The organism is Micromonospora sp. NPDC007208 (assembly GCF_042869175.1).
Taxonomy (GTDB): domain Bacteria; phylum Actinomycetota; class Actinomycetes; order Mycobacteriales; family Micromonosporaceae; genus Micromonospora; species Micromonospora foliorum.
Window position 1 is genome coordinate 223584 of sequence record NZ_JBIAFG010000006.1, and the last position, 24390, is coordinate 247973.

The window sequence follows — 24390 nt, forward strand, 5'->3', positions numbered from 1 at the left end:
GAGAGACGACGATGTCGATTACCCCCGAACACCCGGCCGCACTCGACCGTCGCACGGTGCTGCGTCGCGCCGCCGCCGTGGGCATGCTCGCCACTCCGGCCATCGGCCTGCTCAGCGCCTGCGCCACCAGCGGCAGCGACGGTGACAGCGAGCAGGTCGCCGGCGGCACCAAGAGCGAGAAGAACCCGCTGGGCGTCAAGGAGGACGCCGCGATCGAGGTGGTCATCTTCAACGGTGGCTACGGCGAGAAGTACGCCACCGACGTGCACGAGCCGCTGTACAAGACGGCGTTCCCCAAGGCGGAGATCAAGCACCAGGCCACCCAGGCCGTCTCCACCGTGCTCCAGCCGCGGTTCGCCTCCGGCAACCCGCCGGAGTTCGTGAACAACTCGGGCGAGAAGTTCCTCGACTTCGGTGCGCTCGTCAACGACGGCCAGCTGCAGGATCTCACCGAGCTGTGGGACGCGCCGTCGGTCGACGACCCGAGCAAGAAGGTCCGCGACACCGTCATCCCGGGCATCGTCGAGCAGGGCATGTTCAGTACGGCCGACGGGCAGCGCAAGCCCTTCGTCCTGTACTACGTGTCGACCGTCTACGGCATCTGGTACTCGGGCAAGCTCTTCAAGGACAACGGCTGGACCGCGCCCACCAACTTCGACCAGTTCAAGGCGCTCTGCGAGCAGATCAAGGCCAAGGGCATCACCCCGTACGGCTACGCCGGGGCGAACGCGGCCTACTACCAGTGGAACGTGATCCTCACCCAGGCCGCGAAGATCGGCGGCGCCGACGTCCTGAAGAACATCGACAACCTGGAGGACGGCGCCTGGAAGCAGGACGCTGTCAAGCAGGCCGCGGAGGCATGGGCGGAGATCGGCGCGAAGTACTCGGACAAGAGCTTCGAGGGGCTCAAGCACACCGACGTGCAGCTGCGGCAGAACCAGGGCAAGGTCGCCTTCTACCCGTCCGGCGACTGGCTGGAGAACGAGCAGAAGAAGGACACGCCGGCGGGCTTCACCTACCAGCTCATGCCGGTGCCCAGCCTCACCGCGTCGGACAAGCTGCCGGCGGCCGCTATCCGGGCGGCCGGTGGCGAGGGATACTTCGTTTCGTCCAAGAGCAAGAACCCGCGTGGCGGCCTGGAGTACATGCGCCAGATGCTGTCGAAGGCGGGCGCGCGGGGCTTCACCGAGACCGTCGGTGCGGCCACTGTCGTGCCGGCCGGCAGCGAGGGCTTCCAGTTCCCGCCGGGTGTGGCCAGCGCGCAGGTGGCCCTGAAGGCAGCCGGTAAGGACGTGTTCAACATGCTCTTCGACAACTGGTACAAGGAGCTCGACACGGAGGCGCGTACCGCCACCAACGAGCTGATGTTCGGCCGGATCAAGGCGGACGCCTTCGTGGAGCGGATCCAGAAGCGCGCCGACGCCATCAAGAAGGACAGCTCCGTCACCAAGTTCAAGCGCTGATCGATCGGAGCTAGGGTCATGCGGCACGGCAAGTATCCATTCGTGGTCGGGTTCCTGTTCGCCCCGGTCGCGCTGTACGTGACATTCGTGATCTGGCCGTACGCGCAGGCGTTCCAGATCTCGATGACCAACTGGCGGGGGCTTTCCGCCCCGCAGTGGGTGGGCTTCGACAACTACCGGAGGCTGCTCGACGACGGCGCCTTCTGGAAGGCGGTCCAGCACCACGGCGTACTGCTGCTTGCCCTGCCGCTGATCACCATTGCCATCGCCCTGTTCTTCGCCTTCCTGCTCAACGTGGGCGGCAAGAGCAGCGGTGGTCAACGCCAGGGGGTCTGGGGGGCGAAGTTCTACCGGGTGGTGTTCTTCTTCCCCCAGGTCCTGGCGGTGGCCATCATCGCGGTGTTGTTCCAGATGGTGTACCGGCCGAACGAGTCCGGCCTGATCAACGGCGTGCTGATGAAGTTCGGCCTGGAGCCGGTCCTCTTCCTCATCAAGCCGAACCTGGCCCTCTGGTCGATCATCGCGGTGCTGGTGTGGCAGGCGGTCGGCTTCTACGTGGTGCTCTTCTCGGCGGGGATGGCGTCCATCCCCGGTGAGATCTACGAGGCCGCCGAGATGGACGGGGCGACGAAGGTGACCCTGTTCTTCCGGGTCACCCTGCCGCTGCTGTGGGACACCCTCCAGGTGGCCTGGGTGTACCTCGGGATCGCGGCGTTCGACGCGTTCGCCATCGTGGCGGTGCTCTCGGTGGACGGTGGCGGCCCGGACGGCGCCACCACCGTGCTGGCCATGGAGATCTACCGCAACGCGTTCGTCTACTCGAAGTACGGCTACGCCTCGGCGATGGGCGTGGCGCTGTTCTTCCTCACCCTCACGTTCGCGGCGCTGACGCTGCGGCTCACCAAGCGGGAAAGCGTGGAGTACTGATGAATCCGCAGTCGACGCTGCCGCCGACGCCGGCGGCGCTGCCGCCGAAGACCGGTGACCCGTCCGCCCCCGCCGGGCCGGGGCCCAGGGGCCCCCGCTCGGAGGTACGGTTCTTCGCCGGCCTGGGGCACGTCGCGCTCGCCGTGTGGGCGGTGATCGTGATCGTGCCGATCCTCTGGACCTTCCTCGCCGCGTTCAAGAACACCAGCGAGATCTTCAGCAGCCCGTGGACGCTCCCGGCCGAGCTGCGCTGGGAGAACTTCGGGCGGGCCTGGACCAAGGCGCACGTGGGGCGGTACTTCCTCAACAGCGTGATCGTGGTGTCGTGCAGCACGTTCCTCACCATGCTGCTCGGCTCGATGGCCGCGTACGTGCTGGCCCGCTACAAGTTCTGGGGCAACCGGGCGATCTACTTCCTCTTCGTCTCGGGGTTGGCCTTCCCGGTCTTCCTGGCCCTGGTGCCGCTGTTCTTCGTGGTGAAGAACCTGGGTCTGCTGGACACGCACACCGGCGTGGTGCTGGTCTACACCGCGTACTCGTTGCCGTTCACGGTGTTCTTCCTGGCCGCGTTCTTCAAGACGCTGCCGTCGTCGGTGGCCGAGGCGGGGATGATCGACGGCTGTGGGCACAGCCGGCTGTTCTTCCAGGTGATGATGCCGATGGCGAAGCCGGGCCTGATCAGCGTCGCGATCTTCAACATCATCGGTCAGTGGGCGCAGTACCAGCTTCCGTTGGTGCTGCTCTCCAACGCCAAGGACAAGTGGGTGCTCACCCAGGGCATCGCCGACATCTCGGTCAACGCCGGTTACGAGGCGGACTGGTCCGGGCTGTTCGCCGCGCTGACCATCGCCATCCTCCCGATGATCATCGTGTACGCGGTCTTCCAGCGTCAGATCCAGGCCGGCCTCACCTCCGGCGCGGTGAAGTAGGGCGCCTCACCGCTCGTCCACACGGGTGTGCCAGGAGCGCCACAGGGCGGCGTACGCGCCACCGGCCGCGACCAACTCGTCGTGGCTGCCGATCTCCGTGATCCGGCCGTCCGCGAGCACGGCGACCCGGTCGGCGTCGTGCGCGGTGTTGAGCCGGTGCGCGATAGCGATGACGGTCCGCCCGACCAGCACGGCGGCCAGCGCACGCTCGGTCCGTCGGGCGGTGGACGGGTCGAGCGCGGCGGTCGCCTCGTCCAGGATCAGCGTGTGCGGGTCGGCGAGCACCAACCGGGCCAGCGCGAGCTGCTGGGCCTCGGCCGCACCGAGCTGACGGGCCCCGTCGCCGAGCTGGGTGTCCAGGTCGTCGGGCAGCTCGGCGTACCACTCGGCGCCCACGGTGAGTAGCGCGGCGCGCATCTGTTCGTCGGAGGCGTCGGGCGCGGCGAAGGAGAGGTTGTCGCGTACCGAGCCGATGAAGACGTGGTGCTCCTGGGTGACCAGGGCGATCCGGCGGCGTCGCTCCGCCGGGTCGAGGTCGGTGACCGGGCAGCCGCCGATGCTGACGACGCCGTGCCGCGGCGCGTCGATCCCGGCCAGCAGCCGGGCCAGGGTCGACTTGCCGGCGCCGGACGGCCCGACGACGGCCAGCCGCTCACCGGGCTGCACCTCCAGGTCGATGCCGTGCAGCACGTCCGGCCCGTCGTCGGAGTAGGAGAACCGCGCCCCCCGCACGACGAGCCGCTCACCCCGTGAGGAGGCGGTCGTGCCGGGTGGTTCCGGTGGGACCATGCCGACGCCGAGCAGCCGGGCGTACGACGCGAAGCCGCGTTGCGCCTGCTCCGTCCACTGCAACAGCCGGTCCAACGGGTCGATCGCCTGTTGCAGGTAGAGCGCGGCGGCGACCACCGCGCCGAGCGACACCATGTCCCGGGAGAGCAGGTAGCCCCCGACGAGCAGGACCATGGCGACCGGCAGCGGGTAGCTCGCCTCGACGACCGAGAAGAACACGGTCCGCAGCGCGAGGGTCGCCCGGCGGGCCCGCCACACCAGGGTGACGCGGGTGGTGCCGTGCCGGACCCGGTCGTCGGTCAGCCGCAGCGCCTCCACCGTGCGCGCGCCCTCGGCGGTGGTGGTCAGCGTCTCGGTCAGCTCGGCTGCCGCCGCGCCCTCGGCGAGGTACGCCGAGCTGGCCCGGCGCAGGTACCAGCGGGTCACCGCCACGATCGACGGGAGCCCGGCCAGCGCGGCCAGCCCGAGCAGCGGGTGCAGCAGGAAGACCGCGCCGAACAGCAACGTCAACTGCACCGTGGCGATGACGATGGTGGGCACCACGTCCCGGACGGTCGTGCCGACCGTCGACACGTCGACGGAGCTGCGGGTGGCCAGGTCACCGGCGCCGGCGCGTTCGACAACCGAGACGGGCAGCCCGAGGACCCGGGAGACGAACTCCTCGCGCAGCTCGGCGACGGCCCGTTCGCCGAAGCGGTGGCCGGCGTACTGGGCGTACCGGGAGAGCAGGGCGCTGACCAGGACGCAGCCGGCGATGGCCAGTGCCAGCCGGTCCACGGTGGCCACGCCCGCGCCCGCGGTGACCCGGTCGACGATGGTGCCCAGCAGCCACGGCGGGGCGAGCCCGGCGACCGCGGCGGCGCTGTGCAGCGCCAGCACGACCCCGACGGCGCGCCGGTGCCGGCTGATCATGTCCCGTAGGGCCCGGCGGACGGTGCCGCGGTCGGCCACCGGCAGCCGGCTCACCGGTACGCCTCCTCGCTGCCGCGGGCCACCAGGTGCCGGTAGGCCGGGTCGGTGTCGAGCAGGTCGGGGTGGCTGCCGGTGGCGGTGATCCGGCCGGCGCTCAGGTGCGCGACCAGGTCGGCCCGGCCGAGTAGCAGCGGTGACGTGGTGATCACCACGGTGGTCCGTCCGGCCCGTGCGGCCCTCAGCCGCTCGGCGATGCGTGCCTCGGTGTGCGCGTCCACCGCCGAGGTCGGGTCGACGAGGATGAGCACCTCCGGCTCGCTGTGCAGCGCCCGGGCCAGGCGGACCCGTTGGCGCTGACCGCCGGAGAGCGTCCGGGCGCGGGCCTCGATCGGGGTGTCCAGTCTGGCGGGCAGGGCGTCGACGATGTCCTGCGCCGAGGCGGTCCGCACGGCCGCGCTCATCCGCTCGTCATCGTCGTCGGCGCCGGCGCGCAGGATGTCGCGCAGCGTCCCGGCGAAGAGGTAGGAGTCGTGGTCGGCGACGAGGATCCGCGCGCGGACCTCGTCCAGGGCGACCTCGCGCAGCGGCACACCACCCCAGGTGACGCCGCTGGCCACGTACCGGCCGAGCCGGTCGGCCAACGCCACGGCCGCCGCCGGATCGTCTGCCGCCACGCCGGTCAGCTGGCCGGCGCGTACGGTCAGGCCGGTCACCGGGTCGTGCAGGTCGGCCGGGCCGTCCGGCGCTCCCGGGTCGTCCGGCCGGCGGGCCTCGGGCACGGCGCCCGGCCACCGCCGACCCGGGCCACCGACGTCGTCCGGTGTCACGGTGAGCAGGTCGGCGATCCGTCGGGCGGCGACCCGACCGCGGATGAGCTGGTAACTGCCCTCCAACAGAAACCAGACCGGCACGATCAGGGTGGCCACGTAGCCGTAGACGGCGACCAGCTCGCCGATCGTGACGTCACCGGTCACCGCCATCCGGGCCGTCAGCCACACCACCGCCGCCAGGAACAACCCGGGGATGGCGACGGTCGCCGCGTCGATCCAGCTGTTGACCGCGCCGACCCGGTAGCCCTCGGCGCGCAGCTCCTGGGACCGGGCCGCGTAGCGCCGGGCGAACAGGTCCCGACCGCCCACCCCGGCGAGCACCCGCAGCCCGGCCACGATGTCGCCGGATCGGGCGGTGAGCGCGCCCTGTTGCCGGCGGTAGACCGATTCGACCTGCTCCAGGCGGCGCAGCAGCGGCCCCACGACCAGACCGACCGCCGGCACCCCCACCAGCACGCACAGCGCGAGCATCGGGGAGATCGACCAGAGCACCACGGCGATCACCCCGTACGCGACGACCGCGCCGACGCCCGGCCCGGTCAGCGTCAGCACCTGCGCCGTCCAGTCGATGTCGGAGCCGCCGATGGTGGACACCTCGCCCGCCCCGACCCGGCGGGGCAGCACGGCGCCGATGCGGGACAGGTGGCGCAGCAGGACCTCCGCCGAGCGGGCCTTGGCGTCCTCCCGGATGAAGGTCATCGTGCGGTGCCGCATGATGCCCAGGTAGGACAGGCCCACGCCCGCGACGACGATGGCCGCGACCCAGAGCGCCAGGGCCTGGGTGTCGCGTTCGCGTAGCCCGTCGTCGACGGCGCGGGCGATCAGGTAGGGCCGGGCCGAGAGCCCGATCATCCAGGCCGTGCCGATCAGGCTGCCGCGCAGCACCCGCCAGGGTTGGCAGCGGACCAGCCACCAGAGGTATCGCATCGGACCCCGGGTGTCGGGGGTGCCAGGATCGGAGTGCGGGATCTGCGGAGGCACCCGGTCACGCTACCGACCGGCCCCGACACCGCACCGACCCGGCGGCGGTGAGGTGCGCCTCCGTTTCTGTCGGATGGGAGAGGCAGAATCACGTTCGTGCTGGTGGCGGTGGTGTCCGACGAGCGGGGTGGGGGAGTGCTGTGCCCGCTGGACGCCGCCGGCCGGCCGACCGGCCCGCCCGAGGCCGTCACCGATCTGGTCGCCGCGGTCGCCGCCCGCGAGGCCGCCGCGCACCCGCGCTGGGTCTGGTCGAGCGCCGTGGCGGTCTACCCGACGCTGCTGCGCGCCGGCGTCCGGGTCGATCGGTGTCACGACGTGGAGTTGACCGAGGCGTTGCTGCTCGGGCACGCGGGCCGCTGGGGCGAGCCTCGCTCGCTGGCCGCCGCGTGGGCCCGGCTGACCGGCGCGGCGGTGCCGCCGGACCCGCCGCCGCGCGCCGCCGCGCCGCCCGGGCACGGGCAGGGCGCGCTCTTCGACACCCTGCCCGGTCCGCCGGGCCCGGGCATCGAGGCACTGACCCAGGTGTACGCCGACCAGCTCGCCCGTGTCGCGGCGACCGAGCACCCCGGCCGGTTCCGGCTGCTGGTGGCCGCCGAGTCGGCCGGCGCGCTGATCGCGGTGGAGATGGGCGTCGCCGGGCTGCCCTGGCGGGCCGACGTGCACAACGAGATCCTGCACGAGCTGCTCGGTGAGGCTTCCCCGGTCGGTGGGCCGCCACGCCGACTCGCCGAGTTGGCCGCCCGGATCGCCGACGCGCTCGGCGTACGCGGCCTGCACACGGACTCCCCGGCCGAGCTGCTGAAGGCGTTCGCCCGGGTCGGGGTGGAGCTGCCCAACACCCGGGCCTGGGTGCTGCGCGGGGTGGACCATCCGGCGGTGCCGCTGGTGCTGGAATACAAGGAGCTCTATCGGATCTGGACGGCGCACGGCTGGGCCTGGCTCGATCAGTGGGTGCGGGGTGGCCGGTTCCAACCGGAGTACGTGCCGGGTGGTGTCGTCTCCGGCCGGTGGGCCACCCGGGGTGGTGGCGCGTTGCAGATTCCCAAGGTGATCCGGCGGGCGGTGGTGGCCGATCCGGGCTGGCGGTTGGTGGTCGCCGACGCCGGCCAGTTGGAGCCTCGGGTGCTGGCCGCGGTCTCCGGCGACGCCCGGTTGGCGGCGGCGGGCGGCGCCGGCGACCTCTACGCGGCCCTGGCCCGGGACTCGTTCGGCGGCGACCGGGCCAAGGCCAAGGTGGCCCTGCTCGGGGCGATGTACGGGCAGACCGGCGGGGCGGCGGTGCCCGCGTTGGCGGTGCTGAAGCGCAGCTACCCGACGGCGTTCGGTTACGTCGAGGCGGCCGCGCGCACCGGTGAGACGGGTGGGCTGGTGCGGTCGTGGCTGGGGCGGACGTGCCCGCCCGGCTCGGCCGGGTTCGGTGATCTCGACGACGAGCCCTCCGCTTCGGAGGGGGCGGCAGATCCGCACAGTCCACGGGCGCGTGCCGCCCGGTCCCGGGGGCGCTTCACCCGCAACTTCGTCATCCAGGCCACGGCGGCGGAGTGGGCGTCCACGTTGCTGGCCACGTTGCGGACGGAGTTGTCCGGCACCGACGCCGAGTTGGTCTTCTTCCAGCATGACGAGGTGGTCGTGCACGCGCCCGCCGGTCAGGCGGACGCGGTCGCGGAGGCGGTCAACCGGTCCGGCGAGCGCGCCTCGGCGCTGCTCTTCGGTGCGACGCCGGTCCGGTTTCCGCTGGATCTGTCCATCGTCGACTGCTACGCCGACGCGGTCTGACCGACGGAGTGTCCGCGTCGGGAGATGCCGGTCGTGTAACGGTTGTGCTATTTCTCCTTTTCGCCCCGCCACCCCCGGCTGGCCGTCCTCGTTGCAGTGTCCGTAGGAGGGGATGGATCGGTCACGGTCCGTCCCGTGCTGGAGGGGGCGCAGCTGAACGGGATCGCAGGAATGATCATCGCCGCAGGCGGGGGACGACGGATCGGTGGTCCCGAGGCGCTGCTGCACCAGGGCGATAAACCCCTGGTCAACCAGATGATCGACACGATGACCGAGGCGGGCTGCGAGCAGATCGTGGTCGTCCTGGGTGCCGCCGCCGAGCAGGTCCAGGAGACCGCCGACCTGGGCAAGGCCACCGTTGTGATCAACAAGGCGTGGGGCACCGGAGTCGGCTCGTCCATCCGGGCCGGCCTGGCCGCCATGGACGACGAGGGGATCGAGGCGGTGGTGGTGGTCCCGGTCGACATGCCGGGCCTGACCGCCGAGGCGGTCAGCCGGGTGGCCGCGCTGCCGTACCCGGACGTGCTGGTCTGCGCCACCTACGACGGGTTGCGCGGCTACCCGATGCTGTTCGGTCGCCGGCACTGGCCCGGCATCGCCACCCTGGCCAGCGCCGACGTGGGTGCCCGACCGTACCTGTTGGCGCACAAGGACCAGATCGTCGACATCGCCTGCGACTCGGTGGCCGACGGCAGCCGGGTCGACACCCCGGAGCTGATGGAGATGTACGGCCTGACGGTCCCGCCGCAGCGCGTCGGGGTCTGAGGCGGACTGGGTATCCGTACGGATGCGTCGGGCCGTCCAGCGGCGATACTCGTTGCCATGCGTCGACTCGTCACCGCTCTGCTGTGCCTGGCCGCGCTCGTCAGCTGCGCCAGGCCGGGCGAAGTGCCCGTGCGGGCCGGCCCAGCCGCGGACGACGGTTGGGTCACTTACCAGGCTGATGTCACGGCCGTCCGGGTCAGCGCGGACCCGCGCGCGCTCGTGCTGACCGTGGCGCTGCTGGGCGACGCCGACGGTTGCTCCCGGAACCCGCGAATCACCTACTTCACCGAGGAGAACAACCGCGTTTACGCCAACGTGGTGCAGGATTCGCGCCTGTCCGAGGTGGTCGGGGCCTGCCCCACCCACACGCCGGGCGAGGTGACGTTGACAGCGCCGGGGCAGATCGCCGGCCGGGTCGTCGTGTTGAACCAGGAGCCCTGGAAACGCGACGGCGCCGAGTACCACCGCTGCGACCCGACGTTCGGTTGCGATCCGATGCCGACGGACCGCTGCGACCCGGCGTGGGTCAGCGTCGCGGTCCGCGGCATGGACGTCTCCCGGCACTCCACCGGATCGGTCGAGGGCTGCGACGGCACCTGGTTGGTCATGACGGTCCCGTTCGATCCGGTGCCGTGCGGTGCTGAGGCGCGGCCCGGCTGCGACGCGTCGGTCAACGTTCGCCGGTACTTCCTGCGGTGGGCCGGCCAGGGCGGCTGGGCGACGATCGCCAACTCGACGAGGGCCGGCTGTGGAGATGTCCGCGCCACCGAGCCGACGTTCCCGAGCAGGCTCTGCGCCGACCTGCCCCGACCGTGATCGCGGTGCCTCCCCGGCGGCTGCGGGTCGAGCCGACCGGCCAGCCGCTTGGCCACCGCGGCGGGGCGCGGTCCGAATCAGGTCTGGCGGCGGGTGGTCGCGCGCACCACGACGCGCCAATCGTGGCGTGTTGATGCCGTGGCGGGGCGTCCCAGCGCCGTACGGGCACAGTGCGCGCCCTGCTCGCGCAGGGACTGTGCCAGGGTGGTCAGTCCGGCGTCCGTAGCCGCGTCGGAATCGTCCCAGCCCGTCAATGCGACGTCGTCGGGGACGCGTAGGCCGGCGCTCGCCACGGCGCGCAGCGCACCCAGGGCGAGTTCGTCGCTCATCGCGGCGATGGCGTCCGGTGGGTCGGTGCCCCGGAGCAGTTCGGCGACGAAGGTCTCGCCCTCGGCGATGTGGTTGATCGGACAGACGGCCAGTCGCAGGTCCTCGACTCGCTGACCCGAGTGGGTCCAGGCGTCCCGGAACCCCTCCCACCGGTGCCGGGTCACCGGAAACCTCACCTCCGGCTCCTCGTCGCCGGTGAGCAGGTGGCGGGCGCGGCTCCGATCGAGCGGAAAGCCGAGCACGAGCGGGCGTCGGGCCTCGGCGAAGGCCACCCGTCCGACCGCGGCGGCAGCGGCCCGGTCATCGATGCCGATCACCGGTAGGTCCCGCCGGTGCGGGCCGGCGTGCACCACCGCGGGCAGGCCGGTGTCGGCGACGGCGTCCAGAACCGGGTCGTCGTCGCTGGTGGTCCAGACGACGAAGCCGTCCACGGCTGCCTGCGCGACGCGCTCGGCGTCGGAGGGTGCGCCCGTGATCGGGACCAGGGTGAGTCCGACGCCTTCGGCGGCGCACACGTCGGAGACCCCGGCAAGAAAGCGTGCCGCCTGCGGATCGTCGAAGGCATAGCTCAACCGCTCACCGAGCACGACGCCGAGCGTGCCGACCCGCCCACGGCGCAACCCGCGGGCCGCTGGGTGCGGCCCGGGATAGCCCAGCTTCCGCGCTGCCGCGCGCACCTTCTCCGCAGTCTCCGCGGAAACCCTTCCCGGCTGGGAGTAGGTGTAGGAAACCGTCATCGGCGAGACGCCGGCAGCGCTTGCCACCTGGCGCAGCGTCGGCCGCCTGGGGTTGCCTGCGGGGCGGGTCATGGCACAGACTCTATCTGTGTATCGATACACAACGCGGCGGCAGGCCGCGACCGAGACCGAGACGTTCGTACGGGATGCGCCGACCGTGCTGTCGTACGCCGCCCTGGGTTGCTGGACGTTCTGGCTGTACGCCTTCGGGCCGGCGCTGACCCTCCTGCGCGAGGAGTGGGGGTTTTCCTACACCCTGCTCGGCGTCTACGAACTCCTCCTGGCGACCGGCGCTGCCCTCGCCGCGATGGGGTTCGTGTGGGCGGCTCGCCGTCTGGCCAGGGGTGTGCTGTTGTGGTGCTCGGCCCTCGCCACGGTCGTCGGTGCGGGTCTGTTCACCCTTGGCGGGGCCGTGCCGGCCACCCTGCTCGGAGCCGTGGTGCTCGGCCTTGCCGGGACCACGATGCTCACCGTGGTTCAGGCGGTTCTGTCCGACCGACACGGTGATCGGCGCGACCGGGCGTTGACCGAGGCCAACGTGGGCGCGGGCGCCTCCGCGGTGTTCGCCCCGCTGATCCTCGGCGTGCTGGCGGCCAGCGCGGTGGGCTGGCGCGCCACGTTCGCGTTGCCGGCCGCCGTCCTCCTGGTGCTGTACCTGCGCTACCGCCACCAACCGCTACCGGCGGTGCCTCAGCCCGCCGCGGCGAAGGGCGCCGGAGGCTTGCCGCTGGCCTGCTGGCTGTTCGCCGTACTGACCGCGGTCAGTTCGGCGATCGAGTTCTGCCTGGTGTACTTCGGACCCCAGATGCTCATCCACGCCGGCATGTCCGCCACCGCCGCCAGCACCGCGCTGAGCAGCAACTACCTCGGTATCCTGATCGGGCGCCTGCTCGGCGCGCGGCTGACCCGCCGTCCCGGTCGCGGTGTCGTGTTGCTGTACGCCTCACTGGCGGTCACCGGCCCCAGTTTCGTCCTGTTCTGGCTGACCGACCAGCCGTTCCTCGCCGTCCTCGGGCTGTTCCTGTGCGGGCTGGGAATCGCGAATCTCTATCCACTCTCGCTCGCCCTCACCCTCGGCGCGGCCGGCGGACACGAGGACCGGGCCAACGCCCGCTCGCAACTGATCCTCGGCGTGGTCGCCGGCGTCTCGCCCTTCCTGCTCGGCAGCCTGGCGGACCAGTACGGGCTGGTCACCGCCTTCGCCCTCGAGCCGGTACTGATCGGCATCTGCCTCCTGATGCTGTGGGGCGGGCTTCGTGCCCGCCGCAGCAACGCCTGAGACGGACGCCGTTCCCGGTGACAGTCGGGTGCGTGGCGGTCGGGGTGCCGGAACGACGTCGCCGCCACCAACCCTGAACGGGCGGGTGACGGCGACGCGCAATCGGTCGGTCAGTCCTGCGCCTGGTCCAGCTCACCGGTGGCGGCGAGGCGCTGGTACCAGTGGGCGCTGTCCTTCCAGGTGCGTACCTGGGTGTCGTAGTCGACCCGGATGATCCCGAAGCGACGGTCGTAGCCGTAGCCCCACTCGAAGTTGTCCAGCAACGACCAGACGAAGTAGCCGCGGACGTCCGCGCCCTGCGCGCGGGCGTCGGCCATCGCGCCGATGTGGCGACGCAGGTAGTCGATCCGCCGGTCGTCGTGGATCCGGCCGTCGGCCGACACCACATCGTCGAACGCCGCGCCGTTCTCGGTGATCATCATGGGCTGGCTGGGGTATTCGCGCTGGAGGCGCAGCAGCAGCTCGGTCAGCGCCGGCGGGTCGATGTTCCAACCCATCGCCGTGTACGGGCCGGGCTGCGGCAGGAAGTCGACGTTGTCCGCGGCGACCCACGGCGTGGACGTCGACGCGCCGTGCCCGTCGGCGTCGGAGCGGGCCGACACCCCGTCCCAGGCCCGGACCAGGGTGCTGGAGTAGTAGTTGACCCCGAGCACGTCCAGCGGCACCGCGATCAGCTTCTCGTCGCCCTCGCGGACGAACGACCAGTCGGTGACGGAGGCGGTGTCGGCCAACAGGTCGGCCGGGTACTCCCCGTCCAGCATCGGGCCGAGGAACGCCCGGTTCGCCAACGCGTCGATCCGCCGGACCGCGTCCTGGTCGGCGGCCGAGTCGGACGCGCCCCGAATCACGTGCAGGTTCAGTGTCACCGACAGCTCGGCGGACGGGGCCAGCTCCCGGACCACCCGGCCGGCCAGGCCGTGCGCGAGGTTGAGGTGGTGCACCGCGGCCAGCGCCGCCGCCGGCTCGGTCCGACCCGGCGCGTGCACGCCGGAGGCGTAGCCCAGGTACGCGGAGCACCACGGCTCGTTGAGCGTCGTCCAGGTGTGCACCCGGTCGCCCAGCGCGCCGACGATGCCCGCCGCGTACTCCTGGAAGCGCAACGCGGTCTCCCGCGCCGCCCACCCGCCGGCGTCCTCCAACTCCTGCGGCAGGTCCCAGTGGTACATGGTCGCGACCGGGCGGACGCCCCGCTCCAGCAGCCCGTCCACCAGCCGCGAGTAGAAGTCGATGCCCGCCTGGTTGAACCGGCCCGAGCCGCCCGGCTGCACCCGGGGCCAGGAGATGGAGAACCGGTACGCCCCGAGCCCGAGGTCGGCGATGTGCCCGAGGTCGTCGGCCCACCGGTGGTAGTGGTCGGCGGCCACGTCACCGGTGTCACCGTTGAGGGTCCGGCCGGGCGTGTGGCTGTAGGTGTCCCAGATGGACGGTCCGCGCCCGTCCTCGGTCGCCGCGCCCTCGATCTGGTACGCGGCGGTCGCCGAGCCCCAGACGAAGCTCTCCGGGAAGTGGTGTTGCGTCATCGTTCCGTCCCCTGGATCTCGCAGATGTAGCCCGTCGAGGTGCCGGCGACCAGTTCGGCGCTGGCCGTCCCACCCTCGTAGCGCACGTCGAACTCGGCGCCCGGTCCGTTGCCGGGTGACGGTACCCGTACCCGGGTCCGCTGCCCCTCGGTCGGTGCGTACACCCGCAGCCGCACATCGTCGGCCCACTCGTAGTCCGGTCGGTCGGTGCGCGAGCCGAACGGGATGACCGCGCCCGGTCGGGCCAGCACCGGCAGGCTGTCGAAGCCGTGCTTCTCGGTCACCCACGCCGGGCCGGTGACCTGCGCGCCGGTGACCAGGTGCGTCCAGGTGCCGGCGGGTACGTAGTACGTGACGTCGCCGTCGGCGCTGAGCACCGGGGCGACCAGCACGTCCGGGCCGAGCATGTACTGCCGGTCCAGGTGCGTCGTCGCCGGGTCGTCCGGGAACTCCAGGAACATCGGCCGCATCACAGGCGTCCCGTCGCGGTGTGCCTCCTGGGCGGCGGCCGCCAGGTACGGCATCAGGCCGAGCTTGAGGTGGGTGAAGTGCCGCAGCACGTCGACGGCCTCCTCGTCGTACGCCCACGGCACCCGGTACGAGCCGGACCCGTGCAGCCGGGAGTGCGAGGAGAGCAGCCCGAAGGCGACCCAGCGCTTGAACACCGCCGGGTCGGGGGTGCCCTCGAAGCCGCCGATGTCGTGGCTCCAGTAGCCGAAGCCGGACGCCGCCAGCGACAACCCGCCGCGCAGCGACTCGGCCATCGCGACGAACGTCGACTCGCAGTCGCCGCCCCAGTGCACCGGGAACTGCTGCCCGCCGGCGGTGGCCGAGCGGGCGAACAGCACCGCCTCGCCCTCACCGCGCTCGGTCTCCAGCAGCTCGAAGACCGCCTTGTTGTAGAGGTACGAGTAGTAGTTGTGCATACGCTGCGGGTCCGAGCCGTCGTGCCACACCACGTCGGTCGGGATGCGCTCGCCGAAGTCGGTCTTGAAGCAGTCGACGCCCATGTCCAGCAGCGCCTTGAGCTTGCCGGTGAACCAGCGGACCGCGTCCGGGTTGGTGAAGTCGACGAGCGCCATGCCGGCCTGCCACTTGTCCCACTGCCAGACCGAACCGTCGGGGTTGCGGACCAGGTAACCGGCCGCGCGGCCCTCCTCGAAGAGGTACGAGCGCTGCGCGATGTACGGGTTGATCCAGACGCACACCTTCAGGTCACGCTCGTGCAGCCGGCGCAGCATCCCCTCCGGGTCGGGGAAGGTCGCCGGGTCCCAGACGAAGTCGACCCAGTGGAACTGACGCATCCAGAAGCAGTCGAAGTGGAACACCGACAGCGGCAGCCCACGCTCGGCCATCCCGTCGACGAACTCGGTCACCGTCTTCTCGTCGTACGAGGTGGTGAACGACGTGGACAACCAGAGGCCGTACGACCACGCGGGGATCCGGGCCGGGCGGCCGGTGAGGGCGGTGTAGCGGCGCAGCACGTCCTTCGGGTGGGGCCCGTCGATGACGTAGTAGGTGAGCGACTGGCCCTCGACGCTGAACTGGGTCTGCGTGACGACCTCGGAACCGACCTCGAACGACACGTGCTCCGGGTGGTCCACGAACACCCCGTACCCGGCGCTGCTCAGGTAGAACGGCACGTTCTTGTACGCCTGCTCGCTGGCGGTGCCCCCGTCGGCGTTCCAGATGTCGACGGTCTGCCCGTTCTTGACGAACGGGCCGAAGCGCTCGCCCAGCCCGTACACCGTCTCACCGACACCGAGGGCGAGCCGTTCGTGTACGTGCCGGCGGCCCTCGGCGTCGGTGACGACGCCGATGCTGCGCGCGGTGGACGCGGTGACCAGCCGATCGCCGTGCAGGAAGTCGACCCGCCACCCGTCGATGAGCGCGACCCGCGCGGTCAGCTCGCCGGTGGTCAGCGTCGCGCTGAGCCCGGTGACGTCGATGGTGACCGGGTGTGTCTCGTCGGTGTTCAGCCCGAAGTGCGGCTCGCGGGGCAGCCCTCCGGTGTGGTGGGCGATGGTCACCCCGATGACGCCGGGGGCGGGGGAGAAGAACCGGACGGTGACCACCGGGCGGTTGAGGGTGTCGCCGCGTCCGGTGATCTGACCGGTCGGTGCGAAGACGGTGAAGCCGCGCTCGTCCGGCTCGACCGACTCCACGGTGCCGGGGCGCAGGACGCTGACGCCGGGGCGCAGCTGCCAGTACCCGTCGGTGAACTTCACTTCTCGGCTCCTGCCGTGATGCCGCGCGCCAGAGTGCGCTGGAAGATGAGGAAGAAGAGGATGGCCGGCACCAGGCTGATCAGCGCGCCGGCGTTGGTGGTCGGAGCGTCCATCAGCCGGTCGCCCTGCAACGAGGCGAGCGCGACCGGAATGGTCTGCGTCTGGTTGTCGATCAGCATGACCAGCGGGATGAGGAACTCGTTCCACGTCCAGATGAAGAAGAAGATGAGCAGCACCGCGAGGGTGGGCCGCAGGTTGGGGAAGACCACCCGCCAGAGCACCGTCCACTTGCCGGCGCCGTCCAGCGCGGCGGCCTCCAGCAGCGAGCGCGGGAACGTGCCCAGCACCGAGGCGAGCAGGTAGGTGCCGAACGCGCTCTGGATCACGGTGAAGATGATGATCACCGAGAGCTGGGTGTTGTAGAGGCCGACCTGCTTCGCCACGTAGTACAGCGGGTAGATCAGCGCCTCCTGCGGCAGCATGTTGGCCAGCAGGAAGAGACCGACGATCCACAGCCGGCCGCGCACCCGGCCGATGCCCAGGGCGTACGCGTTGAGCAGTGACACGGCGACGCCGAGCACGGCCACCGAGCCGGCGATGACCGCCGAGTTCCAGAACTTCAGCGGGAAGTTCACCTCGGTCCAGTACGTGCGCAGACCCTTGGTGTAGAACTCCGTCGGCCAGCTCAGCGGGCCGCCCGACGAGTAGTCGCCGGGCGACTTGAACGCGTTGAGCAGCATGAACGCGAACGGCACCAGCATGACGAGCGCGCCGAGGGTGACCAGGGCGAGCACCACCCAGCGGCTGACGCCGCGGTGGTGTCGATCGCGTACCGGCCGGGCCGGCGTCACCGGCGCGGCGCTCGGTGTGAGTGTGACGGCCATGTCAGAACCCCCGGTCCCGGCGCTCGCTGCGGGCCTGCATCCAGATGAAGACCCCGGCCACCACCACGATGATCAGTGTCAGCACCATGGAGATCGCGGAGCCGTAGCCGACCTGCAGCTTCTTGAAGAACGTGTAGTAGGCGAAGTAGGACGGCACGTTCGTGGCGTTGTCCGGGCCGCCCCGGGTCAGGGCGAAGATCGGCCCGAACACCTTCAACGCGGCGATGGTGCAGGTCAGGGCCACCACGAAGGTCTCCGGCCGGATCTGCGGAAGGGTGATCGCCCGGAACCGGTGCAGCCAGTTCGCGCCGTCGACCTCGGCCGCCTCGTACAGCTCGGGGTCGACCCGCTGCAACGCCGCCATGAAGACGACCACCGGGTAGCCGATCTGCACCCAGATCATTACGGCCATCACCGCCGGCAGGGCGGTACCCGGGTCACCGAGCCAGTCGTGGCGCAGCGCGCCGAGACCGACCGCGTCGAGGAGGCTGTTGAACGCGCCGTCGGGGCGCAGGATCCAGCCCCAGACGATGCCGGCCACCACGACGGGCAGCACCTGCGGGAGGTAGAACGCGGCCCGCAGCGCGGCGGCGGTGCGGGGCTTGAACCGGCGGCCGATGACGTCGAAGAGCACAGCGGCGAGCAGCAGCCCGAGCAGGGTAGGCACCACCACCATCGCGACGAGCATCCAGACCGTGTTGCGGAAGGACGCCCAGAACACGTCGTCGTGCAGCAACTGCTGGTAGTTGTCCAGGCCGACCCACCGGGGGTCGCCGATGCCGGACCACTTGGTCAGCGACAGGTAGAGGGTGCCGACCAGCGGCGCGCCGATGACCAGGAGAAAGAGCACCGCTCCGGGGAGCAGGTAGAGCCAGTACGCCGCGTTGCGGCCGCGGCTCCTGCGGCTCGGCGCGGGCGGGGTGGGAGTCGCGGCCGGCGGTGTGGCGGCGACCGTCTCGGAGACTGCCATGGAAGATCCTTCCCGGCGGGGCGGGCGGGCGCGCCGGTCCTGCCGGTCGCGCCCGCCGCTCGCCGTGTCACTTGCCGGTGATCTCCTTGACGCCATCGGCGTACGGCTTGGCGATCGTGTCGAGGACCTGGTCGGGCGTCTTCGAGCCGTTGATCAGACCCTGGAAGCCGGAGACCAGCACGTCGTAGTAGCCGGGGACCGGCCAGTCCGGGTAGAAGGCGAGCCCGTCGGACTTGCTGACCGTGTTGAAGTCCTCGATCAGCTTGCGGTCCTTCGGGTCGCTGATCTTCGACGCGTCGGCGGCGACCGGAACACCACCGTTGTTGCCGATCAGGTCCTGGATCTCCGGACGCAGGGTGATGTCGATGAAGTCGTAGGCCAGGCTCTTGGCCTTGCTGTTCTCCGGGACCACCCAGAGGTTGCCGGAGGAGCCGGCCTGCAGGGTGTTGCCGGGGAAGAGGAAGGTGTCCCAGTTGGCCTTCATCTCGGTCTTGAACCGGCCGTACCACCAGCTACCCGAGACGATCATCGGAACCTTGCCGCCGATGAAGGCGGTGCCCATGTCCTCGGCCTTGAGGCTTGCCGAGTTCTTCGCGACGTAGCCCTTCTGCACCCACTGGGCGAAGGTGTCCGCGCCGTACTTGAGCGGGTCGGCCTTGAAGTCGACCGGGTTCTTGTAGAGCTGGTAGTTGTCGACGAACTGCCGGTCGCCCTTGGAGAGGGCGAGCTGGTAGAAGAGCTGCCCGGCCGGGTACTCGGCGCCGGCCATGCCCAGCGGAGTGACGCCCTTGCCGACGAACGTGTCCATCGCGGCGGTCATCTCGGCCATGGTGGTCGGGACCTTGACGCCGTTGCTCTGGAACAGGTCCTTGTTGTAGTAGACCGTGACGTACTCGCCGTAGTTCGGCACACCGAACCACTTGCCGGAGCCCATCACGCCCTTGTCGCTGTACCGGGCGGTGGTCTGCAGGCTGGGGCTGAGCTTGCCGGCCCAGCCGCGCTTGTCGGCCTCGCTGCTCAGGTCGGCCAGCAGGCCCTGGGAGGAGAGCAGCCCGGCGGTCGCGTTGCCCTTGTTGTACTCCATGATGTCCGGGCCCTCGGACGAATTGATGATCATGCCGGCGTTCTGCTGGATCTGCTCGAACGCCTTGCGCTCGAAGCGCACCTCGACGCCCGGGTGCTCGGACTTGAAGATCTCGATCGCCCGGTTCCAGCCGACCCCCATGGCGCTGTTCTCGCTCTCGTAGTGCCAGAGCTTGAGGGTCTTGGCGTCGCTGTCGTTCCCGCTGTCACCACCGCCGCAGGCGGCCACGGTGGTCGTCGCGGTCGCGGCCAGGGCGATCGCGGCGACGAGCCGGTGGAATCGCTGCATTAGCATCCTCCTCGTTGAGTATCTAGCCGGTACTTCACGGGGCCCGTCGTCGCGTTGCAGCGCGGCGGCGGGCCATTTACTGATCGGCCCTCATTGGATGAGGGCTTCGGGGCGCGGCGGTCGACCCCCGGACCTCCAACGCGCACGGCAGCAACTGCTGGTGACGAAGGTCGGCGGGGCCATCCAGGTGGCGCGTCAGCGCCTCGATCGCGATCCGGCCGAGCGCCGAACCGGGTGACGTCATCGCGGTCAGCGCCGGGGTCGCCAGTTCGGCGACCTGCGGTGAGGTGACCATCGAGACGACGGAGACGTCGTCGGGCACCGACAACCCGCGGCCGGTCAACTCGCCGAGGATGCCGAAGATCGCCGTCTCGTTCATGGCCAACACCGCGGTCAGCTCCGGGGCCTGCGCGAACGCGGCGGCCAGGGCGGCCCGCCCGCCGGCGGCGCTGTCCTCGGCCGCGATCATCACCGGCTCCAGGCCGTGCCCGGTCATCGCTGCGGTGAAGGCGTCACGGGTCCGCAGCGCCGGCCCGTAACCGCTGGCCAGCGTGGCCGCGGAGTGGTTGACGTAGACGATCCGCCGGTGCCCGAGGCCGACCAGGTGCGCGACGGCCTCCCGGACGGTCTGGTCGAAGTCGATGTCGACGTAGGAGAGCGTGCTGGTGTCGCCGGTGCGGCCGATCAGCACCAGCGGCACCCCCGCCTCCTGGAGCACGGTGACCCGCTCGTCGGCCAGCTGGACCTCCATCAGCACGACCCCGTCGAGCATCCGCTGACTGGCCAGCCGACGCAGGTCGTCGAGGTCGCCCCCGCCGACCGGCGAGAGCACCAGGTGGTAGCCGGCGACGCTGGCCGCGGCGGCGGCACCGGTGACGAAGGCGGTCTCGGTGGCGCCGAGGCCGCGTTCGTCCATCGGCATCAGCAGGCCGAGGATCCGGCTACGGCGACTGGCCAGCCCACGGGCCATCGCGTTGGGCTGGTAGTCGAGCTGCGCCATCGCGGCCAGCACCTTGTTGCGGGTGGCCTGCGAGATCGGCCGGGTGCCGGTGAGCACGTACGAGACGGTGCTGACCGAGACCTGTGCGAGGCGGGCGACGTCGTGCATGGTGGCCACCGCGCACCTCCTCCGGCCTGGGGTGGGACCGCTCCCGAACTTCGTCGAAGCGTTTCGACGAAGCGGTTCGACAGGACGCTAGGCCACCTGTTACGGCGACGTCAATAGCCGATGTCGAAAAGAATTCAAGGAGGTGCGCGGCGCCCCTGCGTAGCGAGCAGACCGCGCCGATCTTGCAGTTCCTGTCGCCGACATGGATGGATATGCACCTTGTGTCGGGACAGAAAGTGCAAGATCGCGGCGCGGAGCGGTGCGGGTCAGGGCAGGTTGAAGAGGGTGGCGGCGCTGTTCCAGCAGACCGCGCGCAGCCAGTCGTCGCCCAGGTCCAGTCGGGCCAGCCCGGTCACCTGCTCGGCGTACGGGTAGGGGATGTTCGGGAAGTCGCTGCCCAGCAGCACCTTGCCGGCCAGCCCCAGCTCGCGCAGCCGGGGCAACTCGTCGGCGGGGAAGGGGACGAACTGGTCGAAGAACGGCGTGAACGCCATTGTGGTGTCCAGCCGGACCCGCTCGTACGTCTCGGCGAGGTCCAGAAAGGCGCGGTAGTCCGGGGCGCCCAGGTGCGCCACCACGGCGGTCAGCCGGGGGTGGCGGGCGAGCAGGGCGGCGAACGGGTCCGGGCCGGTGTGGGCGGTCCCCACCGGCGCGTGTCCGGCGTGCACCACCACCGGCACACCCGCGTCGGAGAGCATCCCCCATACCGGGTCCAGCGCCGGATCGGTCGGCGCGAAACCGCCGACCTGCAGGTGCAGCTTGAACAGCCGGGCGCCTTCGGCGAGGGCCGCCTCGACGTACCCGGGGGCGTCCGGCTCGGGGTAGAACGTGGCCGAGGCCAGGCACCCGGGGGTGTCGCGGGCGAAGTCCAGCGTCCAGCGGTTGAGTTCGGCCGCCATGCCCGGCCGGTGCGCGTACGCCAATGCGCTGAACGCCCGTACCCCGAGCCGGCGCAGGTGCGCGACCCGGTCGGCGTCGCTCCACCGGTAGCGGATCGGCCATTCGGTGCCGACCAGCGGTCCGGCGGCGTCGAAGTAGGCCCACACCCGACGCAGCAGTCGCGGTGGTAGGAAGTGCACGTGCACGTCGGCGAGGCCGGGGAGCCCCAGCGAGCGGCAGAACTCCGGCACGCGTTCGTCCTCGGCTGGCGGGACCACTGGCGCCGGATCGGTCATATGTCGATGTCGAATCGGCTCAGCACCGAGGGCGCGATCAGGCCGACGGTCGCGAGCGCGGAGACGACGGTCAGTGCGATGCGCATCCCGACCACTTCGGCCTTGCTGCCGACGCGCAGGGCGATGCTGTTCGGCAGGCCGATCATCATCCACATGCGCCGTTTGATCGGGATCGGCCAGAGGATCGGCACGCCGGCTCGGGTGATCATGTCGCCCAGGATGTGCACGAAGCAGCCCACGCCGAGCGCGGTGCCGATCAGTGGATAGCCGCGTCCGCCCGGCAGGTTGGCGAAGGTGAACCAGGCCGCGCCGGCCGAGGCGAGGGTGATGATCACCCAGCCGGCCCGTTCGGCCCACTCGTCGAACAGCCCGCGCAGCGCCAGGCCGAACATGAAGAACAGGATGGTGATGACCGCCCACTTGCCGTACGCGGCGCAGAGCGCGGTGGTGCCCCAGCCGACCAGCACGGTGAACGGCAGCGTGTGGGTCAGCGTCCGGTGCCCGTTGTTGCGGCGTGGGTCTCTGCTGAGCTTCGTGGCGTAGTAGACCCCGAGGGAGACCTTCTCCATCACCTCGGCGGCGAAGAGCGAGAAGACTCCGAAGGTACGGGCCACGGTGGCCCCACCCTGGTTCTTGGTGACCTTGCCCGACATGTCGAGGTCGGGAAAGAGTGCGCCACCGGCGCACACCGCGGTGCCCACCGCCAACGCGAGCGGCGACTGGTGGTAGTCGGCGAACTGCTCCAGTGCCCAGGAGCCCGCCAACCACACCGCCGCGCCAGACAGCGCGTGTTGCGGTCCCATCATCTCGGCTCACCCTCCCCAGGGATCTTGAGCGCCCAAAACTACGCCACTGTAGTCAGCGTCGGCGCCGCAGGGGCATCACCCGGAAGGTCCACATCAGACGGTGTCACAGGGTGGGGGTGAAGCTCTGCCGGATCATCGGCAAGTATGCCGCGTTGACCTGCCAGTCGAACTCTTCTGTCAACCACGAGACGGTGTAGGAGCGGTCGGCCGAGGTGTTGGCCAGCAGCCGGAAACTGTGCACCGCGACGCCGAGGGCGTTCTGCCAACCGCACTCCCACACCGCGCCACCCTCGAAGATGTCCATCGCGGAGATGTCCACCTTGCGATAGCCCGGCAGCGCCTCACTCGCGGTCAGCCGAGCCTCCTCGGCCTTCCAGTGCGCCACCGGATCCGCGCGGGCCGGCCCCGCCTCGACGCTGAGCACCCGGGACCCGCCGGATCTCCGGAAGCAGGTCACCGGGCCCTCGGTCCAGCGCGCCCACCCCACCGGCGCGGCGATCCGAAACCCGGTCGGGTCGTCGTACCAGGTCCAGCCCTCGCGCAGCGCGTACTTCACGTCGGCCGGCGGTGACGCCGACACCACCGGGGTCGCCGACGGTGGCGGGGCCGACGCGCAGGCGAACGCCGCCGGTCGGGAGGTCGGCGCGCCACCACCCGAGCCGGACGGTGGCGTCCGCTCGTCGTGCCGGGTGACCAGCGCCAGCGTGACGCCTCCCGCGACGAGCAGCGCGGCGGCCGCACCACCCAGGGCGATCAGGCGCCGCCGCCGGCCGGGCCGGCGCGGGCTCGGGGTCGGCGTCGCCGGCTCGCCCGACGGGGCCACCGGTTCGACCGGGTGGGGCGCGATGGCCCGGCCGGCGCTGCGGACCGCCGCCACCGCCGAGGACCGGACCGGACCGGCGGGCTCGTCGTGGCTCGCCGCGGCGCTGCGCAGCAACGGTTCCGCCTCGACGGCGGTCAACCGCCGCCAGGGGTCGCGCTGCAACAGGCCGGTGATGACGGGACCCAGCGGGCCGGCCCGACGCATTGGGTCCGGCGGTTCGGTGGCCAGCGCGCTGAGCGTCGCCATCGCGCTGGAGCGCGCGTACGGTGACTTCCCCTCGACCGTCGCGTAGAGCGTCGCGCCCAGCGACCACATGTCGGTGCGGGCGTCGGACACGCCTTCGCGGGCCCGTTCGGGGGCGACGAACTGCGGTGAGCCGAGCACCGTGCCGGGCCCGGTCATCACACCCTCACCGCCGTCGAAGGTGGCCAGCCCGAAGTCGGTGAGCACCACCCGTCCGTCGTCGGCCACCAGCACGTTGTGCGGCTTCACGTCGCGGTGCAGCACCCCGGCGGCGTGCGCGGCCCGGAGCGCGGCGAGCACCGCCAGCCCGATCCGGGCGGTGCGCTGCGGGCTCAGCGGCCCCTCGGCGCTGATGATCTGCTGTACCGACCGCGACGGCACGTACTCCATCACGATCCAGGGGCTCTCCCGGTCGTGCACCACGTCGTAGAGGCGGACCACGTTGGGATGGTTGAGTCGGGCGGCGGTGCGTGCCTCACGCAGGGTTCGGAGCCGCAGCTCCTCGCGTTCGGTCTCGGCCAGCCAGGACGGCGGCACGATTTCCTTCACCGCCACGTCGCGATGCAGCATCTCGTCGCGAGCAAGCCACACCCGGCCCATTCCGCCGGTGCCGACCAGGTCGAGCAGCCGGTACCGACCCGCGATCAGCAACTGATGCACGGTCGCTCCCCCTCGGTCACCCCGGGATCCACGATAGCCACCGATGCCGGCTTTCTCATCCACTGAG

At 71.0% G+C, this 24390-nt stretch carries 19 protein-coding genes; 7 read left to right on the forward strand and 12 right to left on the reverse strand.

Annotation, left to right across the window (positions count from 1 at the left end; translation table 11 throughout):
- Positions 1–11 precede the first annotated feature (11 nt).
- Genes ngcE through ACFYL6_RS15225 form a run of 3 tightly spaced genes read left to right on the forward strand, consistent with a single transcriptional unit; the run spans position 12 to position 3319 of the window.
- Positions 12–1463 carry an N-acetylglucosamine/diacetylchitobiose ABC transporter substrate-binding protein gene (gene ngcE / locus ACFYL6_RS15215; RefSeq protein ID WP_387171481.1) on the forward strand — a complete coding sequence of 484 codons (1452 nt, stop codon included), beginning with the start codon at positions 12–14 and terminating at the stop codon, positions 1461–1463.
- Positions 1464–1481: 18 nt separating this feature from the next.
- A complete protein-coding gene (locus ACFYL6_RS15220; RefSeq protein WP_387171483.1) occupies positions 1482–2390 on the forward strand; it encodes a carbohydrate ABC transporter permease in 909 nt (302 codons plus the stop codon).
- Positions 2390–3319, forward strand: coding sequence for a carbohydrate ABC transporter permease (locus ACFYL6_RS15225; protein ID WP_387171485.1), 930 nt, complete (start codon positions 2390–2392; stop codon positions 3317–3319). Before ACFYL6_RS15220 ends, ACFYL6_RS15225 begins: the two co-directional genes overlap by 1 nt.
- 6 nt (positions 3320–3325) lie before the next feature.
- Here ACFYL6_RS15225 and ACFYL6_RS15230 read toward each other — a convergent pair whose 3' ends face one another.
- Together ACFYL6_RS15230 and ACFYL6_RS15235 are read right to left on the reverse strand one after the other, a co-directional pair.
- Positions 3326–5020, reverse strand: coding sequence for an ABC transporter ATP-binding protein (locus ACFYL6_RS15230; RefSeq protein WP_387171776.1), 1695 nt, complete (start codon positions 5018–5020; stop codon positions 3326–3328).
- A gap of 50 nt (positions 5021–5070) precedes the next feature.
- Positions 5071–6777, reverse strand: a complete 1707-nt coding sequence (locus tag ACFYL6_RS15235) for an ABC transporter ATP-binding protein (RefSeq protein ID WP_387171778.1) — start codon at positions 6775–6777, stop codon at positions 5071–5073.
- 150 nt (positions 6778–6927) lie between these two features.
- Between ACFYL6_RS15235 and ACFYL6_RS15240 the strand changes: the two genes are divergently transcribed.
- The 3 genes from ACFYL6_RS15240 to ACFYL6_RS15250 all read left to right on the forward strand — a co-directional run bounded on the left by ACFYL6_RS15240 (position 6928) and on the right by ACFYL6_RS15250 (position 10188).
- Entirely contained in the window at positions 6928–8607 is a 1680-nt protein-coding gene (locus tag ACFYL6_RS15240; protein WP_387171486.1) for a bifunctional 3'-5' exonuclease/DNA polymerase, read from the forward strand.
- A 171-nt stretch (positions 8608–8778) separates the two neighbouring features.
- On the forward strand, positions 8779–9372 hold the full coding sequence (locus ACFYL6_RS15245) for an NTP transferase domain-containing protein (RefSeq protein WP_238687087.1): 594 nt from the start codon (positions 8779–8781) through the stop codon (positions 9370–9372).
- A 57-nt stretch (positions 9373–9429) separates the two neighbouring features.
- Positions 9430–10188: a hypothetical protein gene (locus ACFYL6_RS15250; RefSeq protein ID WP_387171488.1), complete on the forward strand. Its 759-nt coding sequence runs from the start codon at positions 9430–9432 to the stop codon at positions 10186–10188.
- A 77-nt stretch (positions 10189–10265) separates the two neighbouring features.
- Here the strand turns inward: ACFYL6_RS15250 and ACFYL6_RS15255 are convergent, their stop codons facing one another.
- Positions 10266–11327 (reverse strand): LacI family DNA-binding transcriptional regulator, encoded by a 1062-nt coding sequence (locus ACFYL6_RS15255; protein ID WP_387171490.1) that lies wholly within the window; start codon positions 11325–11327, stop codon positions 10266–10268.
- Between the two features lie 16 nt (positions 11328–11343).
- On the opposite strand from ACFYL6_RS15255, the gene ACFYL6_RS15260 reads away from it, so the two are divergent.
- The gene (locus tag ACFYL6_RS15260) at positions 11344–12534 is read left to right on the forward strand and encodes an MFS transporter (RefSeq protein ID WP_387171492.1); all 1191 of its coding nucleotides are present in this window, start codon (positions 11344–11346) and stop codon (positions 12532–12534) included.
- 110 nt (positions 12535–12644) lie between these two features.
- Here the strand turns inward: ACFYL6_RS15260 and ACFYL6_RS15265 are convergent, their stop codons facing one another.
- The 9 genes from ACFYL6_RS15265 to ACFYL6_RS15305 all read right to left on the reverse strand — a co-directional run bounded on the left by ACFYL6_RS15265 (position 12645) and on the right by ACFYL6_RS15305 (position 24323).
- Positions 12645–14054: a GH1 family beta-glucosidase gene (locus ACFYL6_RS15265; protein WP_387171493.1), complete on the reverse strand. Its 1410-nt coding sequence runs from the start codon at positions 14052–14054 to the stop codon at positions 12645–12647.
- Complete coding sequence (gene yicI, locus ACFYL6_RS15270) at positions 14051–16282, reverse strand: alpha-xylosidase (RefSeq protein ID WP_387171495.1); 2232 nt, start codon at positions 16280–16282, stop codon at positions 14051–14053. Before yicI ends, ACFYL6_RS15265 begins: the two co-directional genes overlap by 4 nt.
- Positions 16279–17166, reverse strand: a complete 888-nt coding sequence (locus ACFYL6_RS15275) for a carbohydrate ABC transporter permease (RefSeq protein WP_387171497.1) — start codon at positions 17164–17166, stop codon at positions 16279–16281. Before ACFYL6_RS15275 ends, yicI begins: the two co-directional genes overlap by 4 nt.
- A gap of 1 nt (position 17167) precedes the next feature.
- On the reverse strand, positions 17168–18136 hold the full coding sequence (locus tag ACFYL6_RS15280; protein ID WP_387171498.1) for a carbohydrate ABC transporter permease: 969 nt from the start codon (positions 18134–18136) through the stop codon (positions 17168–17170).
- Positions 18137–18203: 67 nt separating this feature from the next.
- Entirely contained in the window at positions 18204–19508 is a 1305-nt protein-coding gene (locus ACFYL6_RS15285) for an ABC transporter substrate-binding protein (RefSeq protein ID WP_387171500.1), read from the reverse strand.
- A gap of 76 nt (positions 19509–19584) precedes the next feature.
- Positions 19585–20616 carry a LacI family DNA-binding transcriptional regulator gene (locus ACFYL6_RS15290; protein WP_387171779.1) on the reverse strand — a complete coding sequence of 344 codons (1032 nt, stop codon included), beginning with the start codon at positions 20614–20616 and terminating at the stop codon, positions 19585–19587.
- Between the two features lie 266 nt (positions 20617–20882).
- Positions 20883–21791: an amidohydrolase family protein gene (locus tag ACFYL6_RS15295; protein WP_387171501.1), complete on the reverse strand. Its 909-nt coding sequence runs from the start codon at positions 21789–21791 to the stop codon at positions 20883–20885.
- On the reverse strand, positions 21788–22597 hold the full coding sequence (locus ACFYL6_RS15300; RefSeq protein WP_387171503.1) for a metal-dependent hydrolase: 810 nt from the start codon (positions 22595–22597) through the stop codon (positions 21788–21790). Before ACFYL6_RS15300 ends, ACFYL6_RS15295 begins: the two co-directional genes overlap by 4 nt.
- A gap of 103 nt (positions 22598–22700) precedes the next feature.
- Positions 22701–24323, reverse strand: coding sequence for a protein kinase (locus ACFYL6_RS15305; protein WP_387171505.1), 1623 nt, complete (start codon positions 24321–24323; stop codon positions 22701–22703).
- Between the last annotated feature and the right edge of the window lie 67 nt (positions 24324–24390).

Excerpts from the sequence above, each read along its gene's own strand:
- ngcE (WP_387171481.1), top strand. The coding sequence starts at position 12 with ATGTCGATTACCCCCGAACACCCGGCCGCACTCGACCGTCGCACGGTG.
- ACFYL6_RS15220 (WP_387171483.1), top strand. The coding sequence starts at position 1,482 with ATGCGGCACGGCAAGTATCCATTCGTGGTCGGGTTCCTGTTCGCCCCG.
- ACFYL6_RS15225 (WP_387171485.1), top strand. The coding sequence starts at position 2,390 with ATGAATCCGCAGTCGACGCTGCCGCCGACGCCGGCGGCGCTGCCGCCG.
- ACFYL6_RS15230 (WP_387171776.1), bottom strand. The coding sequence starts at position 5,020 with ATGATCAGCCGGCACCGGCGCGCCGTCGGGGTCGTGCTGGCGCTGCAC.
- ACFYL6_RS15235 (WP_387171778.1), bottom strand. The coding sequence starts at position 6,777 with ATGCGATACCTCTGGTGGCTGGTCCGCTGCCAACCCTGGCGGGTGCTG.
- ACFYL6_RS15245 (WP_238687087.1), top strand. The coding sequence starts at position 8,779 with ATGATCATCGCCGCAGGCGGGGGACGACGGATCGGTGGTCCCGAGGCG.
- ACFYL6_RS15250 (WP_387171488.1), top strand. The coding sequence starts at position 9,430 with ATGCGTCGACTCGTCACCGCTCTGCTGTGCCTGGCCGCGCTCGTCAGC.
- ACFYL6_RS15255 (WP_387171490.1), bottom strand. The coding sequence starts at position 11,327 with ATGACCCGCCCCGCAGGCAACCCCAGGCGGCCGACGCTGCGCCAGGTG.
- ACFYL6_RS15265 (WP_387171493.1), bottom strand. The coding sequence starts at position 14,054 with ATGACGCAACACCACTTCCCGGAGAGCTTCGTCTGGGGCTCGGCGACC.
- ACFYL6_RS15275 (WP_387171497.1), bottom strand. The coding sequence starts at position 17,166 with ATGGCCGTCACACTCACACCGAGCGCCGCGCCGGTGACGCCGGCCCGG.
- ACFYL6_RS15280 (WP_387171498.1), bottom strand. The coding sequence starts at position 18,136 with ATGGCAGTCTCCGAGACGGTCGCCGCCACACCGCCGGCCGCGACTCCC.
- ACFYL6_RS15285 (WP_387171500.1), bottom strand. The coding sequence starts at position 19,508 with ATGCAGCGATTCCACCGGCTCGTCGCCGCGATCGCCCTGGCCGCGACC.
- ACFYL6_RS15290 (WP_387171779.1), bottom strand. The coding sequence starts at position 20,616 with ATGCACGACGTCGCCCGCCTCGCACAGGTCTCGGTCAGCACCGTCTCG.
- ACFYL6_RS15295 (WP_387171501.1), bottom strand. The coding sequence starts at position 21,791 with ATGACCGATCCGGCGCCAGTGGTCCCGCCAGCCGAGGACGAACGCGTG.
- ACFYL6_RS15300 (WP_387171503.1), bottom strand. The coding sequence starts at position 22,597 with ATGATGGGACCGCAACACGCGCTGTCTGGCGCGGCGGTGTGGTTGGCG.